General features: G+C 68.5%; 23 protein-coding genes. 2 read left to right on the top strand and 21 right to left on the bottom strand.

Annotated elements, in window-relative coordinates; all coding sequences use genetic code 11:
• Positions 1–4 precede the first annotated feature (4 nt).
• Together ACAD63_RS23050 and ACAD63_RS23055 are read left to right on the top strand one after the other, a co-directional pair.
• Complete coding sequence (locus tag ACAD63_RS23050; protein ID WP_133096045.1) at positions 5–1,336, top strand: ATP-binding protein; 1,332 nt, start codon at positions 5–7, stop codon at positions 1,334–1,336.
• A 243-nt stretch (positions 1,337–1,579) separates the two neighbouring features.
• On the top strand, positions 1,580–2,344 hold the full coding sequence (locus tag ACAD63_RS23055; protein ID WP_133095929.1) for a DUF4410 domain-containing protein: 765 nt from the start codon (positions 1,580–1,582) through the stop codon (positions 2,342–2,344).
• Between the two features lie 73 nt (positions 2,345–2,417).
• On the opposite strand, the gene ACAD63_RS23060 is transcribed toward ACAD63_RS23055, so the two are convergent.
• The 21 genes from ACAD63_RS23060 to ACAD63_RS23160 form a co-directional block, all read right to left on the bottom strand.
• On the bottom strand, positions 2,418–2,876 hold the full coding sequence (locus tag ACAD63_RS23060; RefSeq protein ID WP_218959655.1) for a potassium channel family protein: 459 nt from the start codon (positions 2,874–2,876) through the stop codon (positions 2,418–2,420).
• Between the two features lie 50 nt (positions 2,877–2,926).
• Positions 2,927–3,694 (bottom strand): uroporphyrinogen-III C-methyltransferase, encoded by a 768-nt coding sequence (gene cobA / locus ACAD63_RS23065; protein ID WP_135703202.1) that lies wholly within the window; start codon positions 3,692–3,694, stop codon positions 2,927–2,929.
• A 33-nt stretch (positions 3,695–3,727) separates the two neighbouring features.
• The gene (locus ACAD63_RS23070) at positions 3,728–5,227 is read right to left on the bottom strand and encodes a cytochrome D1 domain-containing protein (RefSeq protein WP_434034406.1); all 1,500 of its coding nucleotides are present in this window, start codon (positions 5,225–5,227) and stop codon (positions 3,728–3,730) included.
• Complete coding sequence (nirJ, locus tag ACAD63_RS23075; RefSeq protein ID WP_434034407.1) at positions 5,224–6,387, bottom strand: heme d1 biosynthesis radical SAM protein NirJ; 1,164 nt, start codon at positions 6,385–6,387, stop codon at positions 5,224–5,226. Before nirJ ends, ACAD63_RS23070 begins: the two co-directional genes overlap by 4 nt.
• Entirely contained in the window at positions 6,387–6,902 is a 516-nt protein-coding gene (ahbB, locus tag ACAD63_RS23080) for a siroheme decarboxylase subunit beta (protein ID WP_195430417.1), read from the bottom strand. Before ahbB (ACAD63_RS23080) ends, nirJ begins: the two co-directional genes overlap by 1 nt.
• Complete coding sequence (locus ACAD63_RS23085) at positions 6,902–7,402, bottom strand: Lrp/AsnC family transcriptional regulator (protein WP_434034408.1); 501 nt, start codon at positions 7,400–7,402, stop codon at positions 6,902–6,904. The genes ahbB (ACAD63_RS23080) and ACAD63_RS23085 overlap by 1 nt, the downstream gene beginning before the upstream one ends.
• On the bottom strand, positions 7,399–8,382 hold the full coding sequence (gene ahbB / locus ACAD63_RS23090) for a siroheme decarboxylase subunit beta (protein WP_133095924.1): 984 nt from the start codon (positions 8,380–8,382) through the stop codon (positions 7,399–7,401). Before ahbB (ACAD63_RS23090) ends, ACAD63_RS23085 begins: the two co-directional genes overlap by 4 nt.
• An 8-nt stretch (positions 8,383–8,390) precedes the next feature.
• Entirely contained in the window at positions 8,391–9,632 is a 1,242-nt protein-coding gene (locus ACAD63_RS23095) for a cytochrome D1 domain-containing protein (protein WP_371704616.1), read from the bottom strand.
• Positions 9,560–9,946, bottom strand: coding sequence for a c-type cytochrome (locus ACAD63_RS23100; RefSeq protein WP_133095923.1), 387 nt, complete (start codon positions 9,944–9,946; stop codon positions 9,560–9,562). Before ACAD63_RS23100 ends, ACAD63_RS23095 begins: the two co-directional genes overlap by 73 nt.
• Positions 9,928–10,281 carry a c-type cytochrome gene (locus ACAD63_RS23105; RefSeq protein WP_133095922.1) on the bottom strand — a complete coding sequence of 118 codons (354 nt, stop codon included), beginning with the start codon at positions 10,279–10,281 and terminating at the stop codon, positions 9,928–9,930. Before ACAD63_RS23105 ends, ACAD63_RS23100 begins: the two co-directional genes overlap by 19 nt.
• 67 nt (positions 10,282–10,348) lie before the next feature.
• Positions 10,349–12,034: a nitrite reductase gene (locus tag ACAD63_RS23110; RefSeq protein ID WP_133095921.1), complete on the bottom strand. Its 1,686-nt coding sequence runs from the start codon at positions 12,032–12,034 to the stop codon at positions 10,349–10,351.
• Positions 12,035–12,310: 276 nt separating this feature from the next.
• The gene (locus ACAD63_RS23115; protein ID WP_133095920.1) at positions 12,311–12,736 is read right to left on the bottom strand and encodes a universal stress protein; all 426 of its coding nucleotides are present in this window, start codon (positions 12,734–12,736) and stop codon (positions 12,311–12,313) included.
• Between the two features lie 10 nt (positions 12,737–12,746).
• Positions 12,747–13,763 carry a TerC family protein gene (locus ACAD63_RS23120; protein ID WP_133095919.1) on the bottom strand — a complete coding sequence of 339 codons (1,017 nt, stop codon included), beginning with the start codon at positions 13,761–13,763 and terminating at the stop codon, positions 12,747–12,749.
• 99 nt (positions 13,764–13,862) lie between these two features.
• Positions 13,863–16,748: an AMP-binding protein gene (locus ACAD63_RS23125; protein ID WP_434034409.1), complete on the bottom strand. Its 2,886-nt coding sequence runs from the start codon at positions 16,746–16,748 to the stop codon at positions 13,863–13,865.
• A 220-nt stretch (positions 16,749–16,968) separates the two neighbouring features.
• Entirely contained in the window at positions 16,969–17,526 is a 558-nt protein-coding gene (gene mobB, locus ACAD63_RS23130) for a molybdopterin-guanine dinucleotide biosynthesis protein B (protein WP_135703197.1), read from the bottom strand.
• Positions 17,523–18,230 carry a carbonic anhydrase gene (locus ACAD63_RS23135; protein WP_133095916.1) on the bottom strand — a complete coding sequence of 236 codons (708 nt, stop codon included), beginning with the start codon at positions 18,228–18,230 and terminating at the stop codon, positions 17,523–17,525. The genes mobB and ACAD63_RS23135 overlap by 4 nt, the downstream gene beginning before the upstream one ends.
• Before the next feature lie 29 nt (positions 18,231–18,259).
• The gene (locus tag ACAD63_RS23140; protein WP_135703196.1) at positions 18,260–19,012 is read right to left on the bottom strand and encodes a peptidylprolyl isomerase; all 753 of its coding nucleotides are present in this window, start codon (positions 19,010–19,012) and stop codon (positions 18,260–18,262) included.
• A gap of 17 nt (positions 19,013–19,029) precedes the next feature.
• Entirely contained in the window at positions 19,030–19,713 is a 684-nt protein-coding gene (gene narI / locus ACAD63_RS23145) for a respiratory nitrate reductase subunit gamma (protein ID WP_135703195.1), read from the bottom strand.
• Positions 19,714–19,758: 45 nt separating this feature from the next.
• Positions 19,759–20,424 carry a nitrate reductase molybdenum cofactor assembly chaperone gene (gene narJ / locus ACAD63_RS23150; protein WP_135703194.1) on the bottom strand — a complete coding sequence of 222 codons (666 nt, stop codon included), beginning with the start codon at positions 20,422–20,424 and terminating at the stop codon, positions 19,759–19,761.
• A gap of 27 nt (positions 20,425–20,451) precedes the next feature.
• Entirely contained in the window at positions 20,452–22,002 is a 1,551-nt protein-coding gene (narH, locus tag ACAD63_RS23155; protein WP_434034410.1) for a nitrate reductase subunit beta, read from the bottom strand.
• A complete protein-coding gene (locus ACAD63_RS23160) occupies positions 21,999–25,748 on the bottom strand; it encodes a nitrate reductase subunit alpha (RefSeq protein WP_434034411.1) in 3,750 nt (1,249 codons plus the stop codon). The genes narH and ACAD63_RS23160 overlap by 4 nt, the downstream gene beginning before the upstream one ends.
• Between the last annotated feature and the right edge of the window lie 50 nt (positions 25,749–25,798).

A 25,798-nucleotide genomic window follows, 5' to 3' on the forward strand; every position in this document is an offset into this window, starting at 1 on the left:
GCCCATGCTCAGGCGCCTGCTGCCGCGCTCGCTGCTGGCGCGCAATATCCTGCTGCTGGTAGCGCTGGTGGCCATCACCCAGGCGTGCTCGCTGACGGTGCTGATGCATTACGTGCAGCGCCCGCGCATCGAGCGCGCCGCCATCGTCTTTGCCGACTACGTGCGCACGCTCGACCGCGTGGTGGCGGCAATGCCGCTTGACCCCAGCGGAGCCGCGGCCACGCGCATGGGCGCGCAGGCGCAAGAGCCCGAGCACGCCGCGGCGAAACCCGCGGCCGATCTGCAGCACCTGCTGCGCACCTGGCAACGCGATGTCTTCATGGAGGCGTTGCGGCGCCACCTGCCCGCCGACATGCCGGTGCGATGGCAGGCCGGCGAGGCCGAGCAACTCTGGATCCGCATGCATGTGGGCGGCGAGCCCCGCTGGATCGGCCTGCCGATCAGCGAGGACGTGCGCGCCGGCGGCATTGCCACGGCGCTGGCGCTGTCGACCGCGCTGGCGCTGCTGGCGGCCTTGACCGGCTACCTGATCCAGCGCCACCTGAACCGGCCGCTGCAGGACCTTGCGCGTGCCGCGCAGGACATCTGCGCGGGCTCGACGCCGCCGCCGCTGCCGACCGACGGTCCGACCGAGATCGCCCAGGTCAGCGGCGCCTTCAACCAGATGACGCAGGCGTTGCAGCAGGCCGAGCAGACGCGGGCACTGATGCTGGCGGGAGTCTCGCATGACATCCGCACGCCGCTGACCAAGCTGCGCCTGGCGATGGCCATGTCGATCCCGCGCGGTGCCGACGACGCCTTCGTGGCCTCGGCCGAGGGCTACCTGGACCACATCGAGACGATCCTGCAGCAGTTCATGGACTACGCCGGCAGTGGCGAGAAAGAGCAGCCGCAGCCCGGCGATGTCAATGCGCTGGTGTCGCAACTGGCCGCCGACTTCGCCGGCCTGGGCCATGAATTCGAGCTGTCGCTGGCGCAATTGCCGCCGGTTCCCTATCGCCCGGTCAGCCTGATGCGGCTGCTGATGAACCTGATGCAGAACGCTGTCGTCTACGGCAAGTCTGGCTTCAGCGTGCGCACGTGGCGCGATGCCGCGTGTGCCTACGTGGCGGTCGGCGATCGCGGCACCGGTATCGCCGCGCACGAGCTGGAGCAGCTCAAGGCGCCCTTCAGCCGCGGCGCCAACGCGCGCGGCCACGCGGGCGGCACCGGGCTCGGGCTGGCCATCGTCGAGCGCATTGCGCGGCTGCACGGCGGCTCGCTGCAGTTCCGCCCGCGCGATGGCGGCGGGCTCGAAGCGGTGGTGGCGCTGCCGCTGCAGGCACCGGCGGCGTAGCGCAGCACCTCGCCGCACCCCGCCGCGCCGTGACATGGCGCGAAATAATTCCCAGATGGCGCTGCGCGCGGGTTTTTCCCATACTTCCGTCACCGCGATGCCGAACGGCAACACACTCGGCAACACCCGAAGCAGGCAACGCGGCAAGAAGCTCCCGATGGTTTGCGATCCCTGATGCAACGATGTCGGTGACAGCTTTTACAGACCACTGACGGCACCACTCGCCAACCCAAAGGAAACGATATGCGCAACGCTCTCCAGACCATCGCCAAGCAAACCAAGCGCCTGACCATCGCCGCACTCGCCGCCACCGCCATGCTCGGCGCCGGCTGCGCCAACGCCGGTGTCACCGGCATCAACCAGGTGGGCCTGATGCAGGCCGTGCACGCCGACGTGATCTACGTCCACGCGTTCGACGCCGATGCCGGGCAGGTGAAGCTTGACGGCGGCCTGGCGCAGAAGGTCAGGATGATGGCCACCGGCGGCTCGTCGGCGAGCGCGCAAGGCCAGACCGCCGCCGAAGCGCGCGAGCAGGTCGCCAACGAGATCGTGCGCGAGCTGCGCGGCATGGGCCTGAACGCGGTGCGTTCCGATGCGCCGGCGCCGGCTGGTGCCAGCGCGCTGATCGTCGAGGGCGATTTCCGCAAGATCGATGAAGGCAGCGGCCGCCGCCGCCTGCTGATCGGCCTGGGTGCGGGCAAGAGCGAAGTCGGCGCCGATGTGCGCATCTCGTACAAGCCCGCCAACGGCGCGCCGATCCCGCTGCAGAGCTTTGTGGCCAGCGCTGATTCGGGCCATGTCCCGGGCGTCGCGGAAACCGCCGGCATCGGTGCCGCTGCCGGGCATGTGGCGATGGCGGCAGCCGGTGGCGCCGGCGTGCACGGCGCCACGGAAATGACGCGCGACTCGATCTCCGCCGATGCCACGCGCCTGGGCAATTCGATCGCCAGCCAGGTCGCGGCCGCGAGCACCGAAGAAGGCTGGCTGACTGCCGCGGCGGCTCGCTAAGCCAACGGCTTGCTCCCCTCTCCCGCGTGCGGGAGAGGGGAGACAACACTGGCAGCTTTTGGCGCTGTCAGCACTATGCGGCCCCGCCTTGCGCGGGGCCTTCGTCTTTCCGGTCGCGCAGCACCTTGCTCACCACCCTGGAAAAGAACGCGAAATACAAGCCGGTCGACAGGCCGCACATCAGGATGCCGGTCAGCGCTTCCACGCTGCCCACCAGGCGCCATTCCTGCGGCAGCACCACGTCGCCATAGCCCGTGGTGGTGTAGGTCACGGCGCTGAAGTACAGGGCCGTATGCAGGTCGGGCATCCCCGCGCGCCAGTAGTAGAACAGGCCCCATGCCGTGATCTGCAGCAGGTGCAGCAGGATCGTGCACGCCGCCAGGCTGATCAGCGCATGCGTGGCGCGCCAGAAGTAGCGCGGCCCCGACGGGATCCGCCACTTGAGCCAGTGAAACGCCGCCAGGATGCCGATCGCGTGGATCGATACACAAAGCGCCATCAATAGGAATGCGGTGAGAGCCTTGATCAGCATAGTTGTGCCTGTTGGTGTGGCGCAACCCGGGCCGGCCGCGCGGCACCATGCTACTCCAGCGGCGCGACGAAGGAGAGCGCCATCGCCGGCGGCATCGCCTCTGCCACCACGCCGCCCACCAGCACCACCGCCGGGCTGGCTAGCCCGGCAGTCAATGCATCGGCCAGCGTTTGCACCGTGCCGGTCCACGAACGCTCTTCCGTGGCGCCGGCATGCATCACCACCGCCGCCGGCATGCCCGCGCGCATGCCGGCCGCCAGCAGCCCGTCGCGTATCGCCGCGAGCCGGCTCATGCCCATGTAGATGACCAGCGTGGTGCCGCCGCGCACCAGCGCGTCCCAGTCCGGCGAGCCGTGTTCGCTGGTGTGCCCGGTGACGAAGGTCACGCCGTGGCAGTGGGCGCGGTGGGTCAGCGCGATGCCCAGCGCCTGCGCCGCCGCCACGCCGCTGCTGATGCCGTTGACCACTTCCACCGGCACGCCGTGCGCGCGCAGGAAGGCGGCTTCTTCGCCGCCGCGGCCGAACAGCAGCGGATCGCCGCCCTTGACGCGCGCCACGGTGCGGCCGGCCAGCGCATGCTGCAGCGTCAGCTGCTGGATGCGCGCCTGGGTGACCGAGCAGCGGCCGCCACGCTTGCCGACCCACTCGACATGCGTGCCGGGCCGGGCATAGCAGGACATCTCCGGCGAGACCAGGTCATCGACCAGCCATACGTCGGCGGAGCCGAGCGCGCGCACCGCGCGCACCGTGACCAGGTCGGGGCTGCCGGGGCCGGCGCCGACCAGCCAGACCTTGCCGGGCTTGAGGGGAGAGTTCATGCGAGTGACTCCTGCGTGCGTGGCGGCATGGCGTCAATGACTGGTGCCGGCCGAGCGCGTGGTCTTGTTGAAGACGTTGTATTTGCCGATGGGCTTGTCCATCGGGATGCGCTTCACTTCCCGCAGCGTGGCGGCGTCGTAGACCACGATCGCGCCGTCGCGCTCCATCAGGCTGACCAGCGCATAGCGCCCGTCGCGCGTGAATTCAACATGCGCGGCGGTGCGGCCGGGGCTGGGCGTGACGCTGCCGGCGACTTGCAGGGTCTGCTTGTCGATCACCTGCAGCGTGTCGCGCCGCGGGCTCATCATTGCGTCCGCCCAGGCGTAGCGGCTGTTCTCGTGGCTGCGAAGGAAGAAGCCGGGGCCGTTGGTCGGGATGGCGGCGACAGTTTTCCAGTCCTGCATGTCGATCACCGGGATGCGCCCCTGCCCGAGGTCGGGCGACGCCATCACTGCATGGCCGCCCCGTTCCCACGTGATGCCGCTGCCGAGGTGGGGCATGCCGCCGAGCGCCAGCGAGGCCACCTTGCGGCCCTGGTCGAGGTCGATCACCTGGCCGCCGCCGCCGCGCGATGCGCCGAGGATATGCCGGTAAGGCCGGTCGAAGAAGAAGTCGTGGAGCACATCGTCCAGCACGATCGCACGCGGCGCCAGCGACGCCAGGGGCTCGCCGGCGGCGTCGGCATACGGGATCTCCCAGACCTCGGCAATGTCCTTCAGCGCCGCGATAAAGCTGTGGCGAGGCGCCGCGTCGTAAACCGCCGATACCCGCGAAACGTCGCCACTGAGGCCCTTGACGTCGATCACCCGCTCCAGCGACAGGTCGTCGGCGCGCAGCAGCACCAGCGTGCGCGGCAGCGTATTGCCGGCCAGCACCCAGTGCCCGTCGTCGCTGACGGCAACGTTGCGCGTGTTGATGCCGACGCGGATCTCGGCGACATAGGCCAGGTTCCACAGGTCGTACTTGCTGACCCAGCCGTCGCGGCTTGCCATGTAGACATAGCGGCCATCGCGGCTGAACTTCGGGCCGCCGTGCAAGGCGAAGCGCGTGGCAAAGCGATGGATCGGTGCCAGCCTGTCGCCGTCGAGCACGGTCATGTGATGGCTGCCTGCCTCGACCACCACGAACAGGTTCTGCGGATCGGCGCTGAACACGGGACGCGCAGGCAGCGCGCCGGGTGCATGCATGACCACGTGGCTGGCCCGGATCGCGCCGGCGCTCCATTGCGGCGCGGCGGCCGGTGCCATGCGCAGCCAGCGCGCCAGGGCCTGCAGTTCGGGCGCCGGCAGCGTGGCGCCGAAGGCCGGCATCTGCGTCGCGGCGCGGCCGTCGCGCAGCACGGTGTCGAGTTCGCTGGGGCGCAGCCGCTCCAGGCTTTCCGGCAGCAGCGCGGGGCCCATGCCGCCGAGGCGGTCGGCGCCGTGGCAAGTGGCGCAGTGCTGGCCATAGAGCGCGGCAGGATCGTGCGCGAGCGCGGATTGCATCCCGCAAGCGAGCGCCATGGACATGAGCCATCGGGCAAGGCGTGTCATGCCGCCACCTCCGCTTGGGGGGAGGTGGCGATTTCGGTGTCGCTGAGGTAGCAGCCCGGATCTTCCGCCCACGCGTTGCCGGTCAGTGCGAGCGCGCGCACTCGCGTATTGCCGTTGCAGATGGCACGGTGCGCGCAGTCAGCGCAGCGTCCCTGCAACGGGCGCGGCCGGCTGGCCAGCCCCGCCATCAGCGGATCGGCGCGGCTTGCCCAGATCTCGCCAAAAGGCCGTTCGCGCACGTTGCCCAGCGTGACATGCCACCACATCGTGTCGGGATGCACATTGCCGAGGTTGTCGATATTGGCGACACCCACGCCGGTCGCATTGCCGCCCCACTGTTCCAGCCGCTGGCGCATGTCGGCGACGCGGTGCGGGAAGCGCTGCGCGATCCAGTGCAGCAGGTAGACCCCGTCGGCATCGTTGTTGCCGGTGACGAAGTCGCCGGCATGGCCCGCGCGCGTGCGCTGCCAGACATGGTCGAACAGCCAGTCCAGCGCGGCGCGCGTGAGCGCATGCCGCGCGTCCTCGGCGCGATGGCTGCGCGCGCGGCCCGCGTAGTTGAAGTGGGACAGGTAAAACTTGTCGATGCCTTCGCGTTCGGCCAGCGCGACCATGTCGGGCAGTTGCGCGGCGTTGGCCTCGGTCAGCGTCATGCGCACGCCGACGCGCAGGCCGGCGGCGCGCGCCACGCGCAGGCCCGCCAGCGCCTGCGCGAAGGCGCCGTCGCTGCGGCGGAAGCGGTCGTGCGTGGCGGGCAGCCCGTCCAGGCTGACGCCGACATAGTCGAAGCCCGCCGCGGCCAGCCGTGCAGCGTGGCCGGCATCGAGCAGCGTGCCGTTGGACGACAGCGACAGGTGGAAGCCGAGCGCGCGCGCATGCGCGGCAATGTCATACAGGTCCGGCCGCAGCAGCGGCTCGCCACCGGACAGGATCAACGCGGGCACGCGCGCATCGCGCAATTGCGCCAGCACGCGCAGCGCCTCGGCGGTATCCAGCTCGCCCTTGAAGTCGGTATCGGCCGAGGTGGCATAGCAATGGCGGCAGTTGAGGTTGCAGCGGCGGATCAGGTTCCAGATCACGACCGGCCCGGCGGCCTTGCGGGCATGCGGCACCGGACCGGCATCGCGCAGGGCTTCCATGAATCGGGACAGGCGGAACATCAGCGTGGCTCCTGTGGGGCAGCGCCCGCCGGCGGCAGGCGCAGGCCGGTTTTCTTCAGGATGCGGGTGGACCACAGCACGTCATGCGCGCGGCATGCGTCGCCCAGCAGTGCCGCGATGCGGGCTATCTGCGGCGCCGCGTCGGCGCGCGTGTGCGCGTGGACCATCGCGAACAGGTTGTAGGGCCAGTGCGGCAAGCGGCGCGGGCGCAGGTAGCAGTGGCTGACGAAGGGCAGCGCACCGACGCGTTCGCCGAGCGCATCGACGCCGGCATCGTCCACGTCCCACACCGTCATGGCGTTGGCGCGCCAGCCCAGCCGGTAGTGGTTGGGCACCGCGCCGATGCGGCGGAGCATGCCGCGCGTCTGCATCGCCGCCAGCCGGGCGATGACTTCGGCTTCTTCGAGGCCCAGCATGGCGGCGACCGCTGCGAACGGCGCCGGCTCCAGCGGCAGGCCGGCCTGGGTGGCGCGGATCAGGGCAAGGTCGATGGTATCGTGGGCGTCGGCGGACATCATGCGGGAAGGTAGAGGTTAACGAAGAATTCGCGCTCCTTGGGAAACGGCAGGATCTCGACGCCTGCCGCGGCGGCGATGCGCGCGAGCGCCGGGGCCACGTCCTCGGCCCGCGCGACCGCCAGCACGAACCACAGGTTCAGGTGGTGGGTGCGCTGGTAGTGGTGCGCGACCTCGGGGAAGGCATTGATCGCGGCGGCCACCGCGTCGAGCCGCTGTTCCGGTGCGTGGCAGGCGCACAGCACGAAGCGGCCGCCCGCGCGCTCGATCTGGTAGAGCGGGCCGAAGCGCGTCAGCACGCCATGGTCGAGCAGCCGGCGCAGCCGCGCCAGCAGTTCGTCCTCCGCGATGCCAAGCGAGGCGGCTGCCTCGGCATAAGGCCGGGGCACCAGCGGCAGGCCCCGCTGCAGCGCGTTGATGATGCGGCGGTCGGTGGCGACGATGGTGTCGATGGTGTCGAAGGAGTCGGGAAGCGCGGCACCGGAGGCATCGGCTGTCATGCTCGCGCCGCCTCCTGCGTGGCGTAGCGCGTGCCGCGCTGCTTGTAGCAACGGGTGCCGACCAGCACCGCGCCGGGGGTCTGGTCCATCCCCACGGTGGCGCGGATGTCGTCGAGTGCCGGCCGCAGGTCGTGCGCATCGCGCGCATGGATCATCGCGAACAGGTTGAAGGGCCACGCCGGCAGGCGCCGCTCGCGCCGGTAGCACAGCGTCACGCGCGGCTGGCGTGCCAGGCGCAGGCCGATCGCGTCGACGCGGGCGTCCGGCACGTCCCATACGCACATGGCGTTGTGGCGGTAGCCGAAGCGGCCGTGGCGCAGGACTACGCCGAGCCGCCGGATCACGCCCTGCGCCGACCATTGCGCAATCCGCTCCAGCACCCGCGGCATCGGCAGCCGCGTGCGCAGCGCCAGATCATGGAACGGGCGCGGCGTCAGCGGCAGGCCCGCCTCGAGCGCCGCCACCAGGCGCCAGTCATCCGCATCCAGCGTGACAGGCAGCACGGGGGCCGCGACTCGGCGCTGGCGGCGATTGCCAGTACCGAGCGCAAAACCCAGGTCGATGTGGTACTCGCGTGCCATCGGCAGGTCCAGTGGCACCTGCCCCGCCATGTCGGCAATCGCCGCCAGCGTGCGATCCAGCGTGCCGCGCTCGCGCGCGCCCGCGACAAACCACAGATTGTAGGCGTGGCCGCTGCGCGCGTAGTTGTGGCTGACCGACGCGCAGGTGCTGACGCGCGCGGCCACGCGATCCAGCTGCGCTGTCGGCACGCTCAGCGCGGCCAGCGTGCTGACGCCGATCACATTGGGCGCGAACACGGCGCCGACGCGGCTGATCCGGCCCGCGCCCAGATCGCGCGCCAGCAGCGACAGCAGCGTGTGCTCGCACAGGCCCAGCCCTTGCGCGAGCGCCTGGTAGGGGCGAGGCTGCAGCGGAAAGTCGTGCTGCAGCGTGTCGTACAGGGTGAATTCGTCGAACATGGCGCCGCCTACATGCCGAAGCGCTGTGCCCGCGCGGTGAAGAAGATGCCGCTGGGGTTGTCGGCCGGCAGCGTGGCGATGCGTGCCAGGCTGGCGGTGTCATAGACCTCGACGCGGTTGTCGTCGCGGCAGGACAGCCACAGCGCCTCTCCCTTGGGCGTGAATTCCATGTGCAGGACTCCGCCGCAGGGCCGCAGGGTGCGAATCACCTCGCGCGTGGCGGTGTCGATGACCTGCACCGTGTCGTTGTGCGGGAAGGCGAAGTTGACCCACACCTGCCGGCCGTCCGGGCGTGCCATCACAAACACCGGCTGGCCGGCCAGCGCCACGCGCGCGGTCTGCTGCCAGCCGCGCGCCGGATCCGCCACCAGCACTTCGTGGCGGCCGATGGCCGGCAGCCATGCCTGGCCCTGCGCCATCGCCCAGCCGCGCAGGTGCGGCATCTTGTAGACCGGCAGCGGCTGGCTGCCGCGCCCGTAGCCCGACAGGACGCGGCGTGCCTGCGGTGGCGTTTGCCACAGGTCGACCAGCGCCAGCCCGTCCTCGCCGAACAGGCCGGCCAGGTACCAGCGTCCATCGGGCGTGACCAGGCCGTCGTACGGCTCGCGCCCGGCCGGCAGGCGCGTCACCTGCGGATGGCGCGGATCGGCGGCATCGATGATCCAGATCTCGCCGGACTCGAACAGGCTGGCGGCGAAGCGCCGGCCCGGCAGGTCGGCCAGGCCCACCACCTTGGCGCGACGCCCGTCCTGGCCGATGGCCGGCAGGTCGGCCAGCGGTTCGAGGGTCTGGGCATCGAACAGCCGGACCCCGCCCGGCGCGTAGTTCTGCGCGGCCACTACGCGGCCATCCTGCGAGATCGCGCCGCCGATGCTGTTGCCGGCTTGCAGGACGCGGTGCGTGATGCGCGCGTCCAGCAGGTCCACGCGCGTGAGCCCGCCGTCGCGGCCGAACACGTAGGCGTAGCGCGCATCGCGCGAGAACACCACGCTGGCGTGCGACAGGTCGCCCAGCCCGTCGACCGTGGCCAGCCGCGTCATGCCGGTGGTTTCCACGATCTGCAGCCGGCCGGCGGCACGTTCCACCACCACGCCGAGATCGCCGGTGCCGCGCACCGCGCTGGCACAGCCGGCCAACAGTGCCGCGGCGCAGGCTAAGGCAGCGGCCAGGCCGCGCATCATCGTGCCGGCGCCGTGGTGACGGGCACGACGGTCGGCGGAGTGCCGGCCCGGAGTCGTTCGATCAGCCATTGGGCTTCATCCTGCGTCATGAAGGGTTGCCAGGGCGGCATGGCGGTGCCGGGCCGCCCGTACAGCACGGTGGCGACGAGGCTCTCGGGCGGCTTGCCCGCCAGCGCCTCGCGCGTCAGCGGCGGACCCAGGCCGCCGCGCAGCGTCATGCCGTGACAGGCGCCGCAGTCGTCGCGCAGCCAGTGCGCCAGTTGCGCCTGCCGGGTGGGCGTGGGCTGCGCTGACGCCGCTGCCGGCGCGGTCAGCAGCACCGCGGCCAGAACCGTCACCGTGGCGCCACGCCACCCCCGGGGTATCAGAGCGACAGGATCCATTTGGCCAGCGTATTGGCCTCGGCCTCGCTGACCGCGTTGGCCGGCATCGGCATCGCGCCCCACTGGCCGTTGCTGCCCTTCAGGATCGACTGGACCATATGCGGCTGCCCGTCTTTCTTGCCTGCGTACTTGGCCTTGACGTCCTTGAAGGCCGGTCCGATCAGCTTCTTGTCGACGCCGTGGCAGGACAGGCAAGCTTTGCTGGAAGCAAGCTGCTGGCTGGCATGGGCCACGCCGGGTACGGCGGCGCCGAATGACAGGACACAGGCGGCGGCTGCGAGCAGCGCGGGCAGGCGCGCAGGAAGGTGCGCAGTCAGGTGAACGGGGTGCTTCATCTTGATTTCTCCGTTGGGGGAATGGAACCGGGCACCGCACCGAGAGAGCGGTGCGGTGCCGCGGGTATTAGTAGACGTCGTGTTGTGTGTTGTAGGCGTTGAACTTGCCGGTTGGCGTGACCAGGCGCTTGTCCTTGATCACCGTCTTGAGCGTGCGGGTCTTGTCATCGACCACCACCAGCGCGGACTCGCCGTCCTTGGTGCCCCAGACCGAGAACCAGACCTCGTCGCCGGCCTTGTTGTACTCGGCCTGCACCACGCGCTTGGCGCCCGCACCCTTCAGGCCGGCCCAATCGGCGATCGGCAGCACCTTGAAACCGTCTTCCAGGTTGCGCGTATCGAACACCGCCACGGACTGGTTCAGCTTGGCATCGGGATTCAGCGGCGTATCGACCCAGAGGTTCGAGGACTTGGGATGCGTCTTGATGAACAGCGAGCCGCCGCCCTGGCCCTTGAGCGTCTGCACGACCTTCCAGGCCTGTGCCGGATGGCCGGCGGGATCGGTGCCGATCAGGCTGATGGTCTCGTCGCCCAGGTGGCTGGTGGCCCAGACCGGGCCGAACTTCGGATGCGAGAAATTGGCGCCGCGTCCCGGGTGCGGGGTCTTGCCCACCTCGATCAGTGCGGCGAGCTTGTCTTCCTTGGTGTCGACCACGGCGATCTTGTCGGATGCGTTGGCCGCGACCAGGAAGTAGCGCCCGGTGGAGTCGAAGCCACCGTCATGCAGGAACTTGGCCGAATCGATGGTGGTGGTCTTCAGGTTGGACAGGTCCGAGTAGTTGACCATCAGGATCTTGCCGGTCTCCTTGGCATTGATCACGAACTCGGGGTGGTAATGGCTGGCGACGATCGAGGCAACGCGCGGCTCGGGGTGGTATTCGTTGTCGACGGTCATGCCGCGCGTGGACACGACCTTCAGCGGCTTGAGCGTATCGCCTTCCATGATCACGTACTGCGGCGGCCAGTAGGAGCCCGCCACCGCGTACTTGTCTTCATAGCCCTTGTACTTGGAGGTCTCGACCGAACGCGCCTCCATGCCGATCTTGACCTCGGCGACGATGTCGGGCTTGGGCAGCCACAGGTCGATCAGGTCCAGCCGCGCATCGCGCCCGATCACGTACAGGTAGCGGCCCGACGCTGACATGCGCGAGATGTGCACCGCATAGCCGGTCTTGACGATGTTGATGATCTGCTTGCTGTCGCCGTCGATCAGCGCGACTTCGCCGGCGTCGCGCAGCGTGACCGAGAAGAGGTTGTCCAGGTTGTACTGGTTCATCTTCTTCGTCGGCCGTTGCGCGACGGGCAGGATGTCCTTGCGGCTCTTCTCGATGTCGGCCAGTGAAAACTCCGGCGGCGTCGGCGGATCAAGCTGGATGTAGCGGGCCATCAGGTCGACTTCCTGGTCGGAGAGATCGCCGGAAGTGCCCCAGTTCGGCATGCCGGCCGGGCTGCCGTACTTGATGAAGGTCTTCAGGTATTCGGAGCCGCGCGCGCGGGTGATGTCGGGCGTCAGCGGCTTGCCGGTCGCGCCCTTGCGCAGCACGCCGTGGCAGCCGGCGCAGCGCTCGAAGTAGATCTGCCTGGCATGATCGAACTCGGCGGCGGTGAGGGTGGGGATAGCCGCCTTCCTGTCAGCCTTTGCTTCAGCCTTCGGTGCGGCCTTGGCGGTGTTGGTGGCTGCCTGGGGAAGACCCAGCCAGAGCGAGAGCGGCAGTGCCGCGAATGCGGGGTAAAGCCATTTTCTTGCTTTCATGGTGCCGTGGTTCAGCGGGTTGTGGAAAGCTGTTGTCGCGGTGCTTGTGGGGCGCGAACTGGCACCAGGCGCTTGCAGTGATGATGCGGACACACTGCGAGAAGGGGATTGACTGGCATCAAACCGGGCAGGATGTCATGCAGCGGTTTTTTGCCTGTGGAGAAGACGCGGTTGCGCGCGCGGCAGGCGCGCGCGCTCCCAGCGGCGGCGCCATCGCGTGGAAGCGCTCGCCGCCCTTATGGCTATGGGGCCGTGCCTAGTGGGAACGACGCGCTGCTAATCCTTGATCAGCAGCACAGGACAGTGCGCATGGGCAAGGACCCGCCTTGCCACCGACCCCACGATGGCATCCAGGAATCCGCCCCGGCCATGCGAGCCCATCACGATCAGGCTCGCACCGATCTGGCTCGCATACTCCACGATGCGGGTCGGCGCGAAGCCAGTGAAGCCATGGCGCTCGAACGGGATCCCGGCTTCGCCGAGGATGGTGGCCACCGAGCCCATCGCCTTCTCGTTCTGTTCGCGATGCCAGTCGTCGAGCGTGCGGCGATCGATGAAAGATTTGATGTCGCCGGGCACATCCGGCTCGCAATGCACCACGTGCACGACGAAGTCGCGGGTCAGCAACGGGCTTTGCGCCAGGTAGCGCGCAGCCGCGTCGCTATAGGACGACCCGTCGGTCGCCAGCAGGATCTTGTTCATGGCTTGCTCCTCATGTGCGCCGGTTACCGGCCTCGCGTTCGCGCGGTGCGCCGCCGCGGCCCGGCTCATCGCCCGCCGCGGCGGCTCGCCTGGTCCTGGCCTGGCTGAGCAGGACGGAGACGAACAGTGTCATCGCGACCGCGCCCAGGGACCAGTGCACCGGTACGTGGAACCACGGCTCGACCAGCATCTTGGCGCCGATGAAGGCGAGCACGACGGCAAGGCCGTACTTCAGGTACTGGAAATGCGCCGCCAGGTTGGCGAGCAGGAAATACAGCGCGCGCAGCCCCATGATCGCGAAGATGTTCGACGTGAAGACGATGAAGGGATCGGTGGTCACGGCGAAGATCGCCGGGATGCTGTCGACGGCGAACACCAGGTCGGTGGCCTCCACCATCAGCACCACCACGAACATCGGGGTGGCATAGCGCAGGCCGTCGATGCGCACGAAGAAGCGTTCGCCGTGATACTGCGGGGTGATCCGCATATGCGCGCACAGGAAGCGCACGATGGGATTGCGCGAGAGGTCGGGCGCATGCCTGGACATGAACAGCATCTTGATGCCGGTGATGATGAGGAACACGCCGAACACGTAGAGAATCCAGGCGAACTGGCTGATCAGCCATACGCCCACCAGGATCATCGCGGCGCGCATCAGGATCGCGCCGAGCACGCCAAGCAGCAGCACCCGGCGCTGCAGTTCCGGCGGCACCGCGAAGTAGCTGAAGATCATCGCGAACACGAACATGTTGTCGACCGACAGCGACAGCTCGATCAGGTAGCCGGTGTAGAACTCCAGCACCTTGCGATTGGCGGCGTCGTGGCCGGCGTCCTCGGCCACCACCCACCAGAGCCCGAGGCCGAACAGCGCGGCCAGGGTCATCCAGGTCAGGGTCCAGCCCAGCGCTTCGCGCGAGGAGACGCGGTGCGCATGCCGGCCGCCAAGGACAAAGATGTCCACGAGCAGCGTGCCCAGCACCAGGACAAAAAATCCGGCCCACATCGGGGCGGTGGCAAAGGTCTCCATTGCCTTATGGTGAAACGGCGGGTGAAACGGCGGGTGAGACGGCCGGTGAGACGGTCGATGTGGCGGTCGGCGGCTCGCGCCCGGTCCGGCCAGCAGGGATCATGGCAGCTGCCGCGCGAGGTGGGGCCGCGCAGGCTGCGCCTTGATACGCAGTGCATCGGGTTCGCCGCAGTAGTGCAGGATCTCGGCGCGGGCCGCGTTGCGCAGTCGCATTGCCGCCGGCCAGTCCTGCCCGTCGGGCGGCAGGGGCCGGCCGATGACGACACTGATCGGGCCCCGGCGCGGCAGCCACTGGCCGTCGCGCAGCACCGAGCGGGTGCCCCGCAGCGCAATCGGAACCACCGGGGCGCCGGCACGGGCGGCGGCGACAAAGGCGCCCGAGCGAAAACGTTGCAGCCCCGGCTCGCGGCCGAAGGTGCCTTCCGGGAACAGCAGGGCAGAGCGCCCGGCGCGCACGGTTGTGACCAGTCGCTCGATCGCCTCGGATTCGCGCACGTTGTCGAAACGGTCGATGAAGTCGGCCCCGATGCTGGACAGGTAGGCGCCCGGGATGCGTTGTCCTTGCAGCTCGCGCTTGGCCACCACGCACACCGGCATGGGCAGTGCGGCGATCAGCACCATGCCGTCCAGGTAGCTGGCATGGTTCGATACCAGCACGCAGGCGCGATTGCGCGGCAGGTGCTCCAGCCCCTGCACGAACCATGGCACCCCGGCCAGCCGCAGCAGCAGCCGGGCGGCGTGGTGGCTGAGCGTCCAGCCCATGGCAGGCCGTTGCATCGCCACCGAAGCCAGGCACGTCACTGGCGCCATCGCGGCGAACAGCAGCCACGCGTACAGCGAATAGGACAGCCCGGCGGCGGCATGCCGGCCGCGCCGCAACTGCGGCAGCAGCGCCTGCCAGCCGAAGCGCGCGATCTGCAGCCATGGCGCGGCGTCGCCCGGGCCGGTGCCGCCATGCTCGAATCGCTCCCGGCAAGCGGCGCGGCGGATCTTGCCGCTCGACGTCTTCAGGATGGTGTGCGGTGGCACCAGCACGACATGGTCCGGCGGCATGCCGAGCACATCGAGCGCGGTCTTCAGCGCCTGCCGTTGCAGCGCGCTGCGCGCTGCTTCGTCCGTTGCCGCAGATTCCGCCATCACCACGATGTGCTCGGTGCCGCTGGCCGGATCGGGGCTGCCGAACACCGCGACGCAGCCCTTGCGGATGCCGGGGATGGCCCCGATGGCCTGCTCCACTTCGTAGGGATAGAGATTGCGGCCGCCGCGGACGATGGTTTCCTTGGCGCGTCCGGTGATGAAGAGCTCGCCGTCGGCGATATAGGCGTAGTCGCCGGTGTTGAGCCAGCCGCGATCGAAGAGCTGGCGCGTCTGCGCGGGGTTGCGGAAATAGCCGCTGGTGGCCGAAGGCCCGCGGAACTGCAGCAGGCCCTCACGCCGCTCGGGCAGTTCGCAGCCGCTGGCGTCGACGATGCGGATATCGTGGCCGGGCAGCGGCCGCCCGCACGACGGGATCTCCATGGCGTCCCGTTCGCCTGCCACGTCTGGCCCGTCCGCTCCGGCGGGAACGGCCCGCGACGTGCGTGCGAATGCGGCGCGGTCGATGAGGTCGGCCGTCAGATCGCGTCCCGGCGGCGGGAAGGTCAGGCCCACCGATGCTTCGGCCAGCCCGTAGACCGGCGCTGCCGCTTGCGCGCGCAGTCCATGCCGGGCGAAGCGCGCCGTGAACTTGCGCATGGTCTGCAGGCTCACCGGCTCGGCACCGTTGAAGGCGAAACGCCAGCTCGACAGGTCCAGGCCCGACAGGTCCGCCTGGGCCAGCCTGTGCAGGCACAGTTCATACGCAAAGTTGGGCCCGCCAGACAGCGTGCCCCGGTACTTGTGGATCGCCCACAGCCAGCGCTCGGGCCGTGCCAGGAACGTGAGCGGCGACATCACCACCAGCGGGAAGGCGAAGTACAGGCTGCCCATCCAGGCGCCGATGAGGCCCATGTCGTGATACAGCGGCAGCCAGCTGACAAAGACGTCGCGCGAGTCGACCGACAGCGCCAAGCCCATGGCGCGCAGGTTGGCCAGCAGGTTGGTGTGCGTCAGCACCACGCCCTTGGGCGAACCGGTGCTGCCGGAAGTGTATTGCAGCAGCGCGATATCGTGCGCGCGCAGCATCGCATGGACCGGCGCCGCGTCGGTGTCCTCAACTTCTTGTGGCGTCAGCACGCTTTGCAGCGTGCCGGTGCTGGCCTTGAGCAGGGTGGCGAGCGGCCGCGCTTCGGCCACCGTGATCAGGATCGGCGCCTGCGCGTTGGCCAGGATGCCGGCGTGGCGCTGCAGGTGATCACCGATCTGCGCCAGCCGCGCCGGCGGGTAGAGCGGCACCGGGATCCCGCCTGCCATCAGGATGCCGGTAAAGCAGTAGAAGTACTCCGCGCTGGTTGGCAGCATCAGTGCCACGGTCGTACCGGCGCGCACGCCGCGCGCGGCCAGGCCGGCTGCGACTGCACAGGCGCGCCGGTGCAGTTGCGCAAAAGTGATCGGCGTATCCTCGCCCTCGCTGCTGTGCAGGATGATGTGGGTACGGTCCGGGTGGCGGTGCAGGTGCCAGCGCAGCACGTCCGTCATGGTGGCGGCGCCTTCCGGCGCTTGTGCCGCGGCATCTGCCGGTGCCGGGCTGGCCAGCCGTGCGGGTGCATCTTCAGCGCCGGGCGGCAGGTCCCTGGCGGCGAGCACGGCGCGCAGCAGCGCGCGCGGGGTGTCGGCCTGGGCCAGCACCTGTTCCGGCAGGCTGACGCCGAAGCGCTGTTCGATGCGGGTCAGGAGTTCGGCGCGCGTCAGGCTGTCGAAGCCCAGTTCGGCTTCGAGCGCGCTGTCCAACGAGGGGGCGGCGGCTGCACCGGCTTCGGCCTGCGGCCGCATGGCGGTAGACATCTCCCCCACGATGCCGAGCAAGGCATCCTCATAGTTCTGCCGCGGGGGTGAGTCCTCGTTCATTCGCTTGATGCCTGCGTCCGGGCAAACGGCGACTGCCGCCTGCCGCGGACGGGCAGTCGGCAGCACCGGCGGCGCCAGTACTGACACCCTTAAGATAGGCGGCGTGCGGAAATTGTCGAGGCGGGTGGCGGCGCGGGCACTGGCGCGGGCATTCCGGCGACGCACAGACGCAGCATCCCGCACATGCCGCCGGGGCTGTCGGGTCCGCCGGAGGCCGCCGTCAGGCGGCGACCATGTCCACCGCTGTGGGGAAAGCGCCGGAGTCGAGCGGATCCAGATGGTTCCGGCCGCGCATGGCGAGGATGAACCGGCCGACCTGCCCGCTATCGTCCAGCGGCAGGCACGGCAGCAATGTGTCGAGCCGCGCATCGGTCGCCACAGCGACGATCGACGGATCGCAGGGGTAGTAGGGCGCACGCCCATGCGCCGGGCGATACACCTCGATGCGCGGAATATCCTCCCGGCGGAAGCCTTCGACCAGCGTGATGTCCGCCGGCCGCAGCCGCGCCACCTGTTCGGCAAGCGTCGGCTCGGCTTCATTGGCCAGCTCTCGCACGATGGCGTAGCGATAGGGCGAGGCCACCATCACTTCCGTGGCACCGGCCGTGCGAAAGCGCGCGCTGTCCTTGCCGGGGGGCTCGAGCTCCAGCGGATGGTGGCTGTGCTTGATCACGTTGACGGTCAGGCCTTGCGCGCGAAACCACGGCAGCAATGCGGTAATCAGCGTGGTCTTGCCGCTGCCCGAGGTGCCGGTGATGCCAAAGATAAAGGGATTCATGTCGTGACGGATTCGGTTTGTGCGGCGGTAATGGGCAAAGGGCATACCAGCGGCAGGAAGGCATCGGCGCGTTGCGAGTAGGCCAGCAGGGCGCCGGCCTGCAAGTCGAAGTACCAGCCGTGCAGCGTCAGCCTTCCGGCTTCCAGCGCGCGACGCACGAACGGGAAGGTCTGCAGGTTGCGCAGCGAGACCAGGATCGCCGCCTGTTCGCAGGCGCGCTGGCGCTGCGCCGGGCTGGCGTCGGCGAGCGTTTGCTCCACCTGCCGGCGCGCCGGTGCGGCGATGCGCACCCAGGCGCCGAGGTAGTCGGCTTCGTCGCCTTCTTCGGGCGGATGGTCGCCGGCGTCGGCCGGCTGCGCCAGCAGCGCGCGGATGCCGCCGCAGCCGCCATGGCCCATCACGATGATGCGGTCGACCTGCAGCTGCTCGACGGCAAACTGGATCGCGGCGGACACGCCGTGCAGGCTGCCTTCATGACGCCCGGTGCAGGGCGGCACCAGGTTGCCGATATTGCGCACGGTGAAGAGATCGCCCGGGTCGCAACCCAGCAGCAGGGCCGGGTCCACGCGCGAGTCGCAGCAGCCGATCAGCAGCGTGGGCGGCTGCTGCCCGGTGCGCAGCGCGTCGAACAGGCTCGGCGCATCGTCGAAATAGCGTTGCTGGAACCGCTCGAAGCCCTTCAGTAGATGTTCGATCTGATGCATGGCGGTTTCCGTTGGTCAGGATGGCGGCGCTACTGCACCAGCGGGCTGTCGGCGCCTTCCAGTTCGATGCCTTCGATGCGGGCGCGGCCGATCAGCAGGCTGGCGTACTGCTTCCAGGCGCGGTCGCGCGCCGCCGTGGCCAGCGCACAGGCGATGTCGCCGCGCACGGCATCGAAGGGCAGTCGGGTGCCGGGGCAGCGCTCCAGGATGCGCACGATATGCAGCCCGAAGCGGGTCTCGACCAGTTGCGGCAAGACGCCGTCATGCTGCGCGGCAAAGAGCGCGCGCTCGAACTCCGGCGCGGCTTCGCCGCGGAACACGCGGCCCAGGCGGCCGCCGTTGTTGCCGCTCGGGCAGTTCGACAGCGCGCGGGCATGCTGCGCGAAGCTCGACGGATCGCCGCGCACCAGCGCCAGCGTCTGCGCCGCGATCTCGCGCAGCGCATCCAGCGGCACGCGCGGCGTCACCTGGAACAGGATGTGGTCGGCCTCGACCCATTCGCCGTCGCGGAAGCGCTCCGGACGGCTGTCGTAGTGGCGGCGGCAGCTGGCTTCGTCAGGCTCGGGGATGCCGGCCTCGCGCTCCAGCAGCGCCATGGCGAGCGCGTCGTCGTCCTGGCCGGGCACGCTCAGGCCGATGCGTCCGGCCTCTTCGCGCACCAGCAGGCGCAGGATGGCCGCGATCGTCGCCATCTTCGCGGGATTGGCCGCGTCATGATGGTGGTCCAGCTCGCGTTCGATATCGGCGTCGCGCAGTTCCACGCCGTTGACGGTGACAGGCATGTCGGTTCTCCGTTGGTTCAGCGTCCGCGTACCAGCTGCCAGGCGCGGCCGACGTAGCCGACCGAGGCAAAGCCGCTCCACACATGCACCAGCCGCGTGAACGGGAAGATCGCGAACAGCGTGATGCCCATGAACAGGTGCGCCTTGAACAGCAGCGGCGCGTCGGCGATATAGCCGGCGGCGTCGCCGCGCAGCGTGACAAGGTGCTGGGCCCAGGTCATCAGCTGCACCATCATGTGGCCGTCCATGTGGCCGGCCGATTCGAAGATGGTGGACAGGCCCAGCAGCAGCGTCACCAGCAGCCACAGCAGCAGCACCTTGTCCCCGGTGCGGGTGACGGCGGACACGCGCGCGTTGGTCAGGCGGCGATGCAGCAGGATCAGCAGCCCGGCCAGGCACATGGTGCCCATCACGCCGCCGGCCGCCATGGCCACGCCTTGCTTGAAACCGTGCGAGACGCCCAGCGCGTCCCATACCGCCACCGGCGTCAGCAGGCCCACCAGGTGGCCGAAGAACAGGCCCAGGATGCCGACGTGGAACAGGATGTTGCCCATGCGCAGGTTGCCGCGGTAGAGCACCTGCGAGCTGTCGGTCTTCCAGGTGTACTGCTCGCGCTCGAAGCGGGCCAGGCTGCCGAACAGGAAGATGGCGGCAGCGATGTAGGGGTAGATGCCGTAGAGGAATTGGTGAAGCGTTGCCATGGTATTAGCCCAATGTCTGTGTTCGGGTTGCCTTGCCAGGTGTGGTCAGCAATGCGCGGGAACCGGCGCCGTGCCACGCGGATAGAATTTCACCGCCTGCGGCCCAGTCTGTGGCGCCAGCAGCGGCTCCACGCCATCGGCGCCCGGACCGAAGGTCTCCAGCGCCTCGTCCATGTCCCGCACCGGCGGCTCCTGCTGCGGTTGCGGCTGCACGTCGGTCAGCGTGCGCAGCACAGCGAACACGCCGGCATACGGGCTCTGGTTGCGCGCGAGCCGATCGCCGATCGCGGCCAGCACGTGGATCGCCTCGCCCAGCAGGTGCTCGGCGCGTGCCTCCTTGCCGTCGGCGCTCAGCGCCCCGAGGAACTCCAGGAACAGCGGCACGTAGTCCGGCAACTCCGACGCGGCCGGCTCGAAGCCGTCGCGCCGGTATTCGTCGATCAGGTCGACCATGGCCTGGCCGCGGTCGCGGCTTTCGCCGTGCACATGCTCGAACAGGTGCAGCGAGTGCGACGGGTTGCGGTCGAAGGTGGCGACATAGTTCTCCTGCAGCGTGATCAGCGCTTCGCCGCGCAGCATGTCGGTCACCGGCGCCAGCAGGTGGCGGGCCTGCGGCCATTCGGCCAGGGCGGTGTCGATCTCGGGCAGCGCGTCGATCAGTTCCTGCTCGGGATAGCCGAGCAGCGCGCTGAGGATGGGATAGAGGGGCATGTTGTTCTCCGGTTCGTTCGCGGGCGCTCAGCTCATCACGGCCTTCTTGCGCGACCTGGGCATATCGACGAAATGCACGCTGCCCTGCGGCTTCTTGCCGAACAGCGCGCCATCCGAGGTGCCGCCCGAGCAGCCGTTGCCGAAGGTGAAGCCGCAGCTGGCCTTGTCGTTGAAGCTGTCCTCGACCATTTCCTTGTGCGAGGACGGGATCACGAAGCGGTCCTCGTAGTTGGCGATCGCCATGGTCTTGTACATGTCCTCGACCTGCGCTGGTGTCAGCCCCACTTGCCTGAGCACGTCCAGGTCCTGCACGCCGTCCACCACCTGCGAGCGCTTGTAGGCGCGCATTGCCAGCATGCGGTCCAGCGCCGACAGCACCGGCATCACGTCGCCCGCGGTTAGCAGGTTGGCCAGGTACTTGACCGGGATGCGCAGGCTCTTGACGTCGGGGATGATGCCGTTCATGCCCATGTGGCCCGCTTCGGCCGCCGACTGGATCGGCGACAGCGGCGGGATGTACCAGACCATCGGCAGCGTGCGGTACTCGGGGTGCAGCGGGAAGGCGATCTTCCATTCGCACGCCATCTTGTACACCGGCGACTTGCGCGCGGCATCGAGCCAGCTTTGCGGGATGCCCTGGCGCAGCGCCTCGGCCTGCACCGCCGGGTCGTGCGGATCGAGGAACACGTCGAGCTGCGACTGGTACAGGTCGCGTTCATCGGCCACCGACGCGGCGTGCTCGATGCGGTCGGCGTCGTACAGCATCACGCCGAGGTAGCGGATGCGGCCGACGCAGGTCTCGGAGCAGACCGTAGGCTGGCCAGCCTCGATGCGCGGATAGCAGAACAGGCATTTCTCGGCCTTGCCGCTCTGCCAGTTGAAGTAGATCTTCTTGTACGGGCAGCCCGAGATGCACATGCGCCAACCGCGGCACTTGTCCTGGTCGACCAGTACGATGCCATCATCCTCGCGCTTGTAGATCGAGCCCGACGGGCAAGAGGCCACGCAGGCCGGGTTCAGGCAGTGCTCGCACAGGCGCGGCAGGTACATCATGAAGGTGTTCTCGAAGGTCGAGTACATCTCCTTCTGCACGTCGTCGAAGAGCTTGTCGCGGCCGCGCGAGCTGAACTCGCCGCCGAGGTCGTCTTCCCAGTTCGGGCCCCACTCGATCTTTTCCATCTTGCGGCCGGTCAGCACCGAGACCGGGCGCGCGGTGGGCGGGGTCTGCGACAGCGGCGCCTTCTGCAGGTGCTCGTAGTCGTAGGTGAACGGCTCGTAGTACTCGTCGATCTGCGGCAGGTTGGGGTTGGCGAACAGGTTCGCCAGGATCTTCAGCTTGCCGCCCTGGCGCGGCTCCAGCGTGCCGTCGGGGTTGCGCTTCCAGCCGCCCTGCCACTTGTCCTGGTTCTCCCATTCCTTGGGATAGCCGATGCCGGGCTTGGTCTCGACGTTGTTGAACCACGCGTACTCGACGCCGTCGCGGCTGGTCCAGACGTTCTTGCAGGTTACGGAGCAGGTATGGCAGCCGATGCACTTGTCGAGGTTCAGCACCATGGCCACCTGGGCGCGGATCTTCATTGCGTTGCTCCTTCCTTCTCTGTCTTTTCCACGAGCGGCCCTTCGAGCCAGTCGACCTTCTTCATCTTGCGCAGGATCACGAACTCATCGCGGTTGCTGCCCACGGTGCCGTAGTAGTTGAAGCCATAGGCGAGCTGCGCGTAGCCGCCGATCATGTGCGTGGGCTTGGTCACGGCGCGCGTGACCGAGTTATGGATGCCGCCGCGCATGCCGCTGGTCTCGGCGCCAGGCACGTTCACGATCTTTTCCTGGGCGTGGTACATCAGGCACATGCCCTTGGGCACGCGCTGCGACACCACGACGCGCGCGGTCAGCGTGCCGTTGACGTTGAACACCTCGACCCAGTCGTTGTCGCGGATGCCGTTGGCCTTGGCCTCGACTTCCGAGATCCACACGTGCGGGCCGCCGCGCGACAGCGTCAGCATGCGCAGGTTGTCCGAATACGTGGAGTGGATCCCCCACTTCTGGTGCGGCGTGATCCAGTTCAGCACCAGCTCCGGGTTGCCGTTTGGCTTCTTGCCCAGCATCGGCGCCACGGTCTTGGTGTCGATGGCCGGCTTGTACACGCAGGCGCCTTCGCCGAAGTCCAGCATCCATCGGTGGTCCTGGTAGAACTGCTGGCGGCCGGTGAGTGTGCGCCAGGGGATCAGTTCGTGCACGTTGGTGTAGCCCGCGTTGTAGCTGACCTCTTCCGATTCCAGCCCCGACCACGTCGGCGCGGAAATGATCTTGCGCGGCTGCGCCTGCACGTCGCGGAAGCGGATCTTGTCGTGCTCGCGCCCTTCGGCCAGGTGGGTGTGATCGCGGCCGGTGATCTTCGAAAGCGCTTCCCACGCCTTGACGGCGACGTGGCCGTTGGTTTCGGGCGCGAAGGTCAGGATCATCTCGGCGGCGTCGATCGCCGTTTCGAGCTTCGGGCGGCCCTGGCTCACGCCCGGTTCCGTCACCGTATGGCTCAGCTCGCCGATTTCCTTCACCTCATGCCGGGTGTTCCAGTTGATGCCCTTCCCGCCATTGCCGAGCTTGTCGAGCAGCGGGCCGATCGAGGTGAATTTCTTGTAGATGTCCGCGTAGTTGCGCTCGACCACCGTCATCGACGGCGCGGTCTTGCCCGGGATCAGGTCGCACTCGCCGGCCTTCCAGTCCTTCGGCTCGAACGGCTGCCCCAGTTCGCCCGGGGTGTCGTGCAGCAGCGGCGTGCACACCAGGTCCTTGCGGGTGCCCAGGTACGGGCCGGCGATCTCGCTGAACTTCTTCGCGATGGCCTTGTAGATTTCCCAGTCGGTCTTGCTTTCCCACAGCGGCTGCACGGCCTCGGACAGCGGGTGGATGAAGGGGTGCATGTCGGACGTGTTGAGGTCGTCCTTCTCGTACCAGGTTGCCGTCGGCAGCACGATGTCACCGTACAGGCAGGTGGTGCTCATGCGGAAGTCCAGCACGGTCAGCAGGTCGAGCTTGCCTTCGGCGGCCGGGCGCACGTTGACTTCGCTCGGCGTGATCGCATCGTTTTCATCCCCGAACACGGCGTTCTGCGTGCCGAGCAGGTACTTCAGGAAGTACTCATGCCCCTTGCCCGAGCTGCCCAGGATGTTGGAGCGCCACACGAACATATTGCGCGGGAAGTTGGCGGGATTGTCGGGATCGTCGCAGGCGAACTGCAGCGCGCCAGACTTCAGCTGCTCGACGGTGTAGGCCACCGGATCCTTGCCGGCTTGCTCGGCCGCGTCGACCACGTCGAGCGGATTGCTGCCGAGCTGCGGCGCCGACGGCAGCCAGCCCATGCGCTCGGACCTGGCGTTCAGGTCCAGCAGCGACAGGCCGTCATAGCGCTTGCGGTCGGCGGTCGGCGACAGGATCTCGTCGACGGCCAGCTTCTCGTGGCGCCACTGGCTGGTGTGGTTGTAGAAGAACGAGGTGCCGTTCATCTGGCGCGGCGGGCGCGACCAGTCCAGGCCGAACGCCAGCGGGGCCCAGCCGAACTGCGGGCGCAGCTTCTCCTGCCCCACGTAGTGGGCCCAGCCGCCGCCGCTCTTGCCGATGCAGCCGCACATCATCAGCAGGTTGACGATGCCGCGGTAGATCATGTCGTTGTGGTACCAGTGGTTCAGCGCGGCACCGACGATCACCATGCTCTTGCCCTGCGTGCGGTCAGCGTTGTCGGCGAACTCGCGCGCCACCTGGGTCACCAGGCGGGCCGGCACGGAGGTGTGCTTTTCCTGCCAGGCCGGGGTGTAGGGCACGTCGTCTTCATACGACGATGCCACGTTGGGGCCGCCCAGGCCCTGGTCGACGCCGTAGTTGGCCATCTGCAGGTCGTACACGGTCGCCACCAGCGCGGTGCTGCCGTCGGCCAGCGTGATGCGGCGAGCCGGCACGCGGCGGCGCAGCAGTTCGTCGTGCTCGCCGCCGAAGTAGGGGAAGCCGACTTCCACTACCTCATCGTGCTGGCTGAGCAGCGACAGGCGCGGCTCGACCGGGCGGCCGCTGCCCCCGTCCTTCATTTCCAGGTTCCAGCGGCCTACCTTCTCGCCGCCGTTGTGGGCGGCCTCGCCCCAGCGGAAGCCGATCGAGCCGTTGGGCGCGACGATCTCGCCGGTGGTGTCGTCGATCTGCAGCGTCTTCCACTCGGGATGATTGGCTTCGCCGAGGTTGTCGGCCAGGTGCGAGGCGCGCAGGAAGTGGTCGGGCACCAGCGTGCCTGCGTTGTCCTGGTTTTCGCGCAGCAGCACCAGCATCGGCATGTCGGTGTACTGCCTGATGTAGTCGCGGAAGTAGGCGGACTTGCCGTTGGCGTGGAATTCCTTCAGCACCACGTGGCCCATGGCCATCGCCAGCGCGGCATCGGTGCCCTGCTTCGGCGCCAGCCAGATATCGCCGAACTTGACCATCTCGCCGAAGTCGGACGAGACGGCGACGGTCTTGGTGCCCTTGTAGCGGACCTCGGTGTAGAAGTGAGCGTCGGGCGTGCGCGTCTGCGGCACGTTGGAGCCCCACACCATCAGGTAGGTCGAGTTGTACCAGTCGGCCGATTCGGGCACGTCGGTCTGTTCGCCCCAGATCTGCGGGCTGGCCGGCGGCAGGTCGCAGTACCAGTCGTAGAACGACAGGCAGGCGCCGCCGAGCAGGCTCAGGTAGCGCGCGCCGGCGGCGTACGAGACCATCGACATGGCCGGGATCGGCGAGAAGCCGATCACGCGGTCGGGGCCGAACTTCTTCACGGTGAAGGCGTTGGCCGCAGCGATCATCTCGGTGGCGGTGTTCCAGTCGGCGCGCACGAAGCCGCCCTGGCCGCGCACGCTCTTGTAGCGCGCCGCCTTCTTCGGATCCTGGCTGATCGATTCCCAGGCGGCGACCGGGTCCATGGTCTTGCGGGCCTCGCGCCACATCTCCATCAGGCGGCCGCGGATCATCGGGTACTTGACGCGCTGCGCGGAGTAGACGTACCAGCTGTACGACGCGCCGCGCGGGCAGCCGCGGGGCTCGTGGTTGGGCAGGTCCGGGCGCGTGCGCGGGTAGTCGGTCTGCTGCGTTTCCCAGGTGATCAGGCCGTTCTTGACGTAGACCTTCCAGGAGCAGGAGCCGGTGCAGTTCACGCCGTGGGTGGAGCGCACGATCTTGTCGTGCTGCCAGCGGCTGCGGTAGCCGTCTTCCCACTTGCGGTCTTCGTTCACCACCGCGCCGTGGCCGTCCGCATAGGTGGACTTGACGCGCGACATGAACTTCAGTCGATCCAGGAAATGACTCATTTGCTTGTTCTCCGCGAGGCTTTTCTGCGGGGCTCCGGGGCTTGCCGGAG

It is taken from the genome of Cupriavidus sp. a3, from assembly GCF_051015765.1.
GTDB classification, from domain to species: domain Bacteria; phylum Pseudomonadota; class Gammaproteobacteria; order Burkholderiales; family Burkholderiaceae; genus Cupriavidus; species Cupriavidus oxalaticus_A.

Excerpts from the sequence above, each read along its gene's own strand:
- ahbB (WP_195430417.1), bottom strand. The coding sequence starts at position 6,902 with ATGTCCGCCGACGCCCACGATACCATCGACCTTGCCCTGATCCGCGCC.
- ACAD63_RS23060 (WP_218959655.1), bottom strand. The coding sequence starts at position 2,876 with ATGCTGATCAAGGCTCTCACCGCATTCCTATTGATGGCGCTTTGTGTA.
- ACAD63_RS23160 (WP_434034411.1), bottom strand. The coding sequence starts at position 25,748 with ATGAGTCATTTCCTGGATCGACTGAAGTTCATGTCGCGCGTCAAGTCC.
- ACAD63_RS23120 (WP_133095919.1), bottom strand. The coding sequence starts at position 13,763 with ATGGAGACCTTTGCCACCGCCCCGATGTGGGCCGGATTTTTTGTCCTG.
- nirJ (WP_434034407.1), bottom strand. The coding sequence starts at position 6,387 with ATGTTCCGCCTGTCCCGATTCATGGAAGCCCTGCGCGATGCCGGTCCG.
- ACAD63_RS23115 (WP_133095920.1), bottom strand. The coding sequence starts at position 12,736 with ATGAACAAGATCCTGCTGGCGACCGACGGGTCGTCCTATAGCGACGCG.
- ACAD63_RS23100 (WP_133095923.1), bottom strand. The coding sequence starts at position 9,946 with ATGGATCCTGTCGCTCTGATACCCCGGGGGTGGCGTGGCGCCACGGTG.
- cobA (WP_135703202.1), bottom strand. The coding sequence starts at position 3,694 with ATGAACTCTCCCCTCAAGCCCGGCAAGGTCTGGCTGGTCGGCGCCGGC.
- narJ (WP_135703194.1), bottom strand. The coding sequence starts at position 20,424 with ATGCCCCTCTATCCCATCCTCAGCGCGCTGCTCGGCTATCCCGAGCAG.
- ACAD63_RS23105 (WP_133095922.1), bottom strand. The coding sequence starts at position 10,281 with ATGAAGCACCCCGTTCACCTGACTGCGCACCTTCCTGCGCGCCTGCCC.
- ACAD63_RS23135 (WP_133095916.1), bottom strand. The coding sequence starts at position 18,230 with ATGCATCAGATCGAACATCTACTGAAGGGCTTCGAGCGGTTCCAGCAA.
- ACAD63_RS23055 (WP_133095929.1), top strand. The coding sequence starts at position 1,580 with ATGCGCAACGCTCTCCAGACCATCGCCAAGCAAACCAAGCGCCTGACC.
- ACAD63_RS23110 (WP_133095921.1), bottom strand. The coding sequence starts at position 12,034 with ATGAAAGCAAGAAAATGGCTTTACCCCGCATTCGCGGCACTGCCGCTC.
- ACAD63_RS23085 (WP_434034408.1), bottom strand. The coding sequence starts at position 7,402 with ATGACAGCCGATGCCTCCGGTGCCGCGCTTCCCGACTCCTTCGACACC.
- ACAD63_RS23070 (WP_434034406.1), bottom strand. The coding sequence starts at position 5,227 with ATGACACGCCTTGCCCGATGGCTCATGTCCATGGCGCTCGCTTGCGGG.
- ACAD63_RS23095 (WP_371704616.1), bottom strand. The coding sequence starts at position 9,632 with ATGGCTGATCGAACGACTCCGGGCCGGCACTCCGCCGACCGTCGTGCC.
- ACAD63_RS23140 (WP_135703196.1), bottom strand. The coding sequence starts at position 19,012 with ATGCCTGTCACCGTCAACGGCGTGGAACTGCGCGACGCCGATATCGAA.
- ACAD63_RS23125 (WP_434034409.1), bottom strand. The coding sequence starts at position 16,748 with ATGAACGAGGACTCACCCCCGCGGCAGAACTATGAGGATGCCTTGCTC.
- narI (WP_135703195.1), bottom strand. The coding sequence starts at position 19,713 with ATGGCAACGCTTCACCAATTCCTCTACGGCATCTACCCCTACATCGCT.
- narH (WP_434034410.1), bottom strand. The coding sequence starts at position 22,002 with ATGAAGATCCGCGCCCAGGTGGCCATGGTGCTGAACCTCGACAAGTGC.
- ahbB (WP_133095924.1), bottom strand. The coding sequence starts at position 8,382 with ATGTTCGACGAATTCACCCTGTACGACACGCTGCAGCACGACTTTCCG.
- mobB (WP_135703197.1), bottom strand. The coding sequence starts at position 17,526 with ATGAATCCCTTTATCTTTGGCATCACCGGCACCTCGGGCAGCGGCAAG.
- ACAD63_RS23050 (WP_133096045.1), top strand. The coding sequence starts at position 5 with ATGCTCAGGCGCCTGCTGCCGCGCTCGCTGCTGGCGCGCAATATCCTG.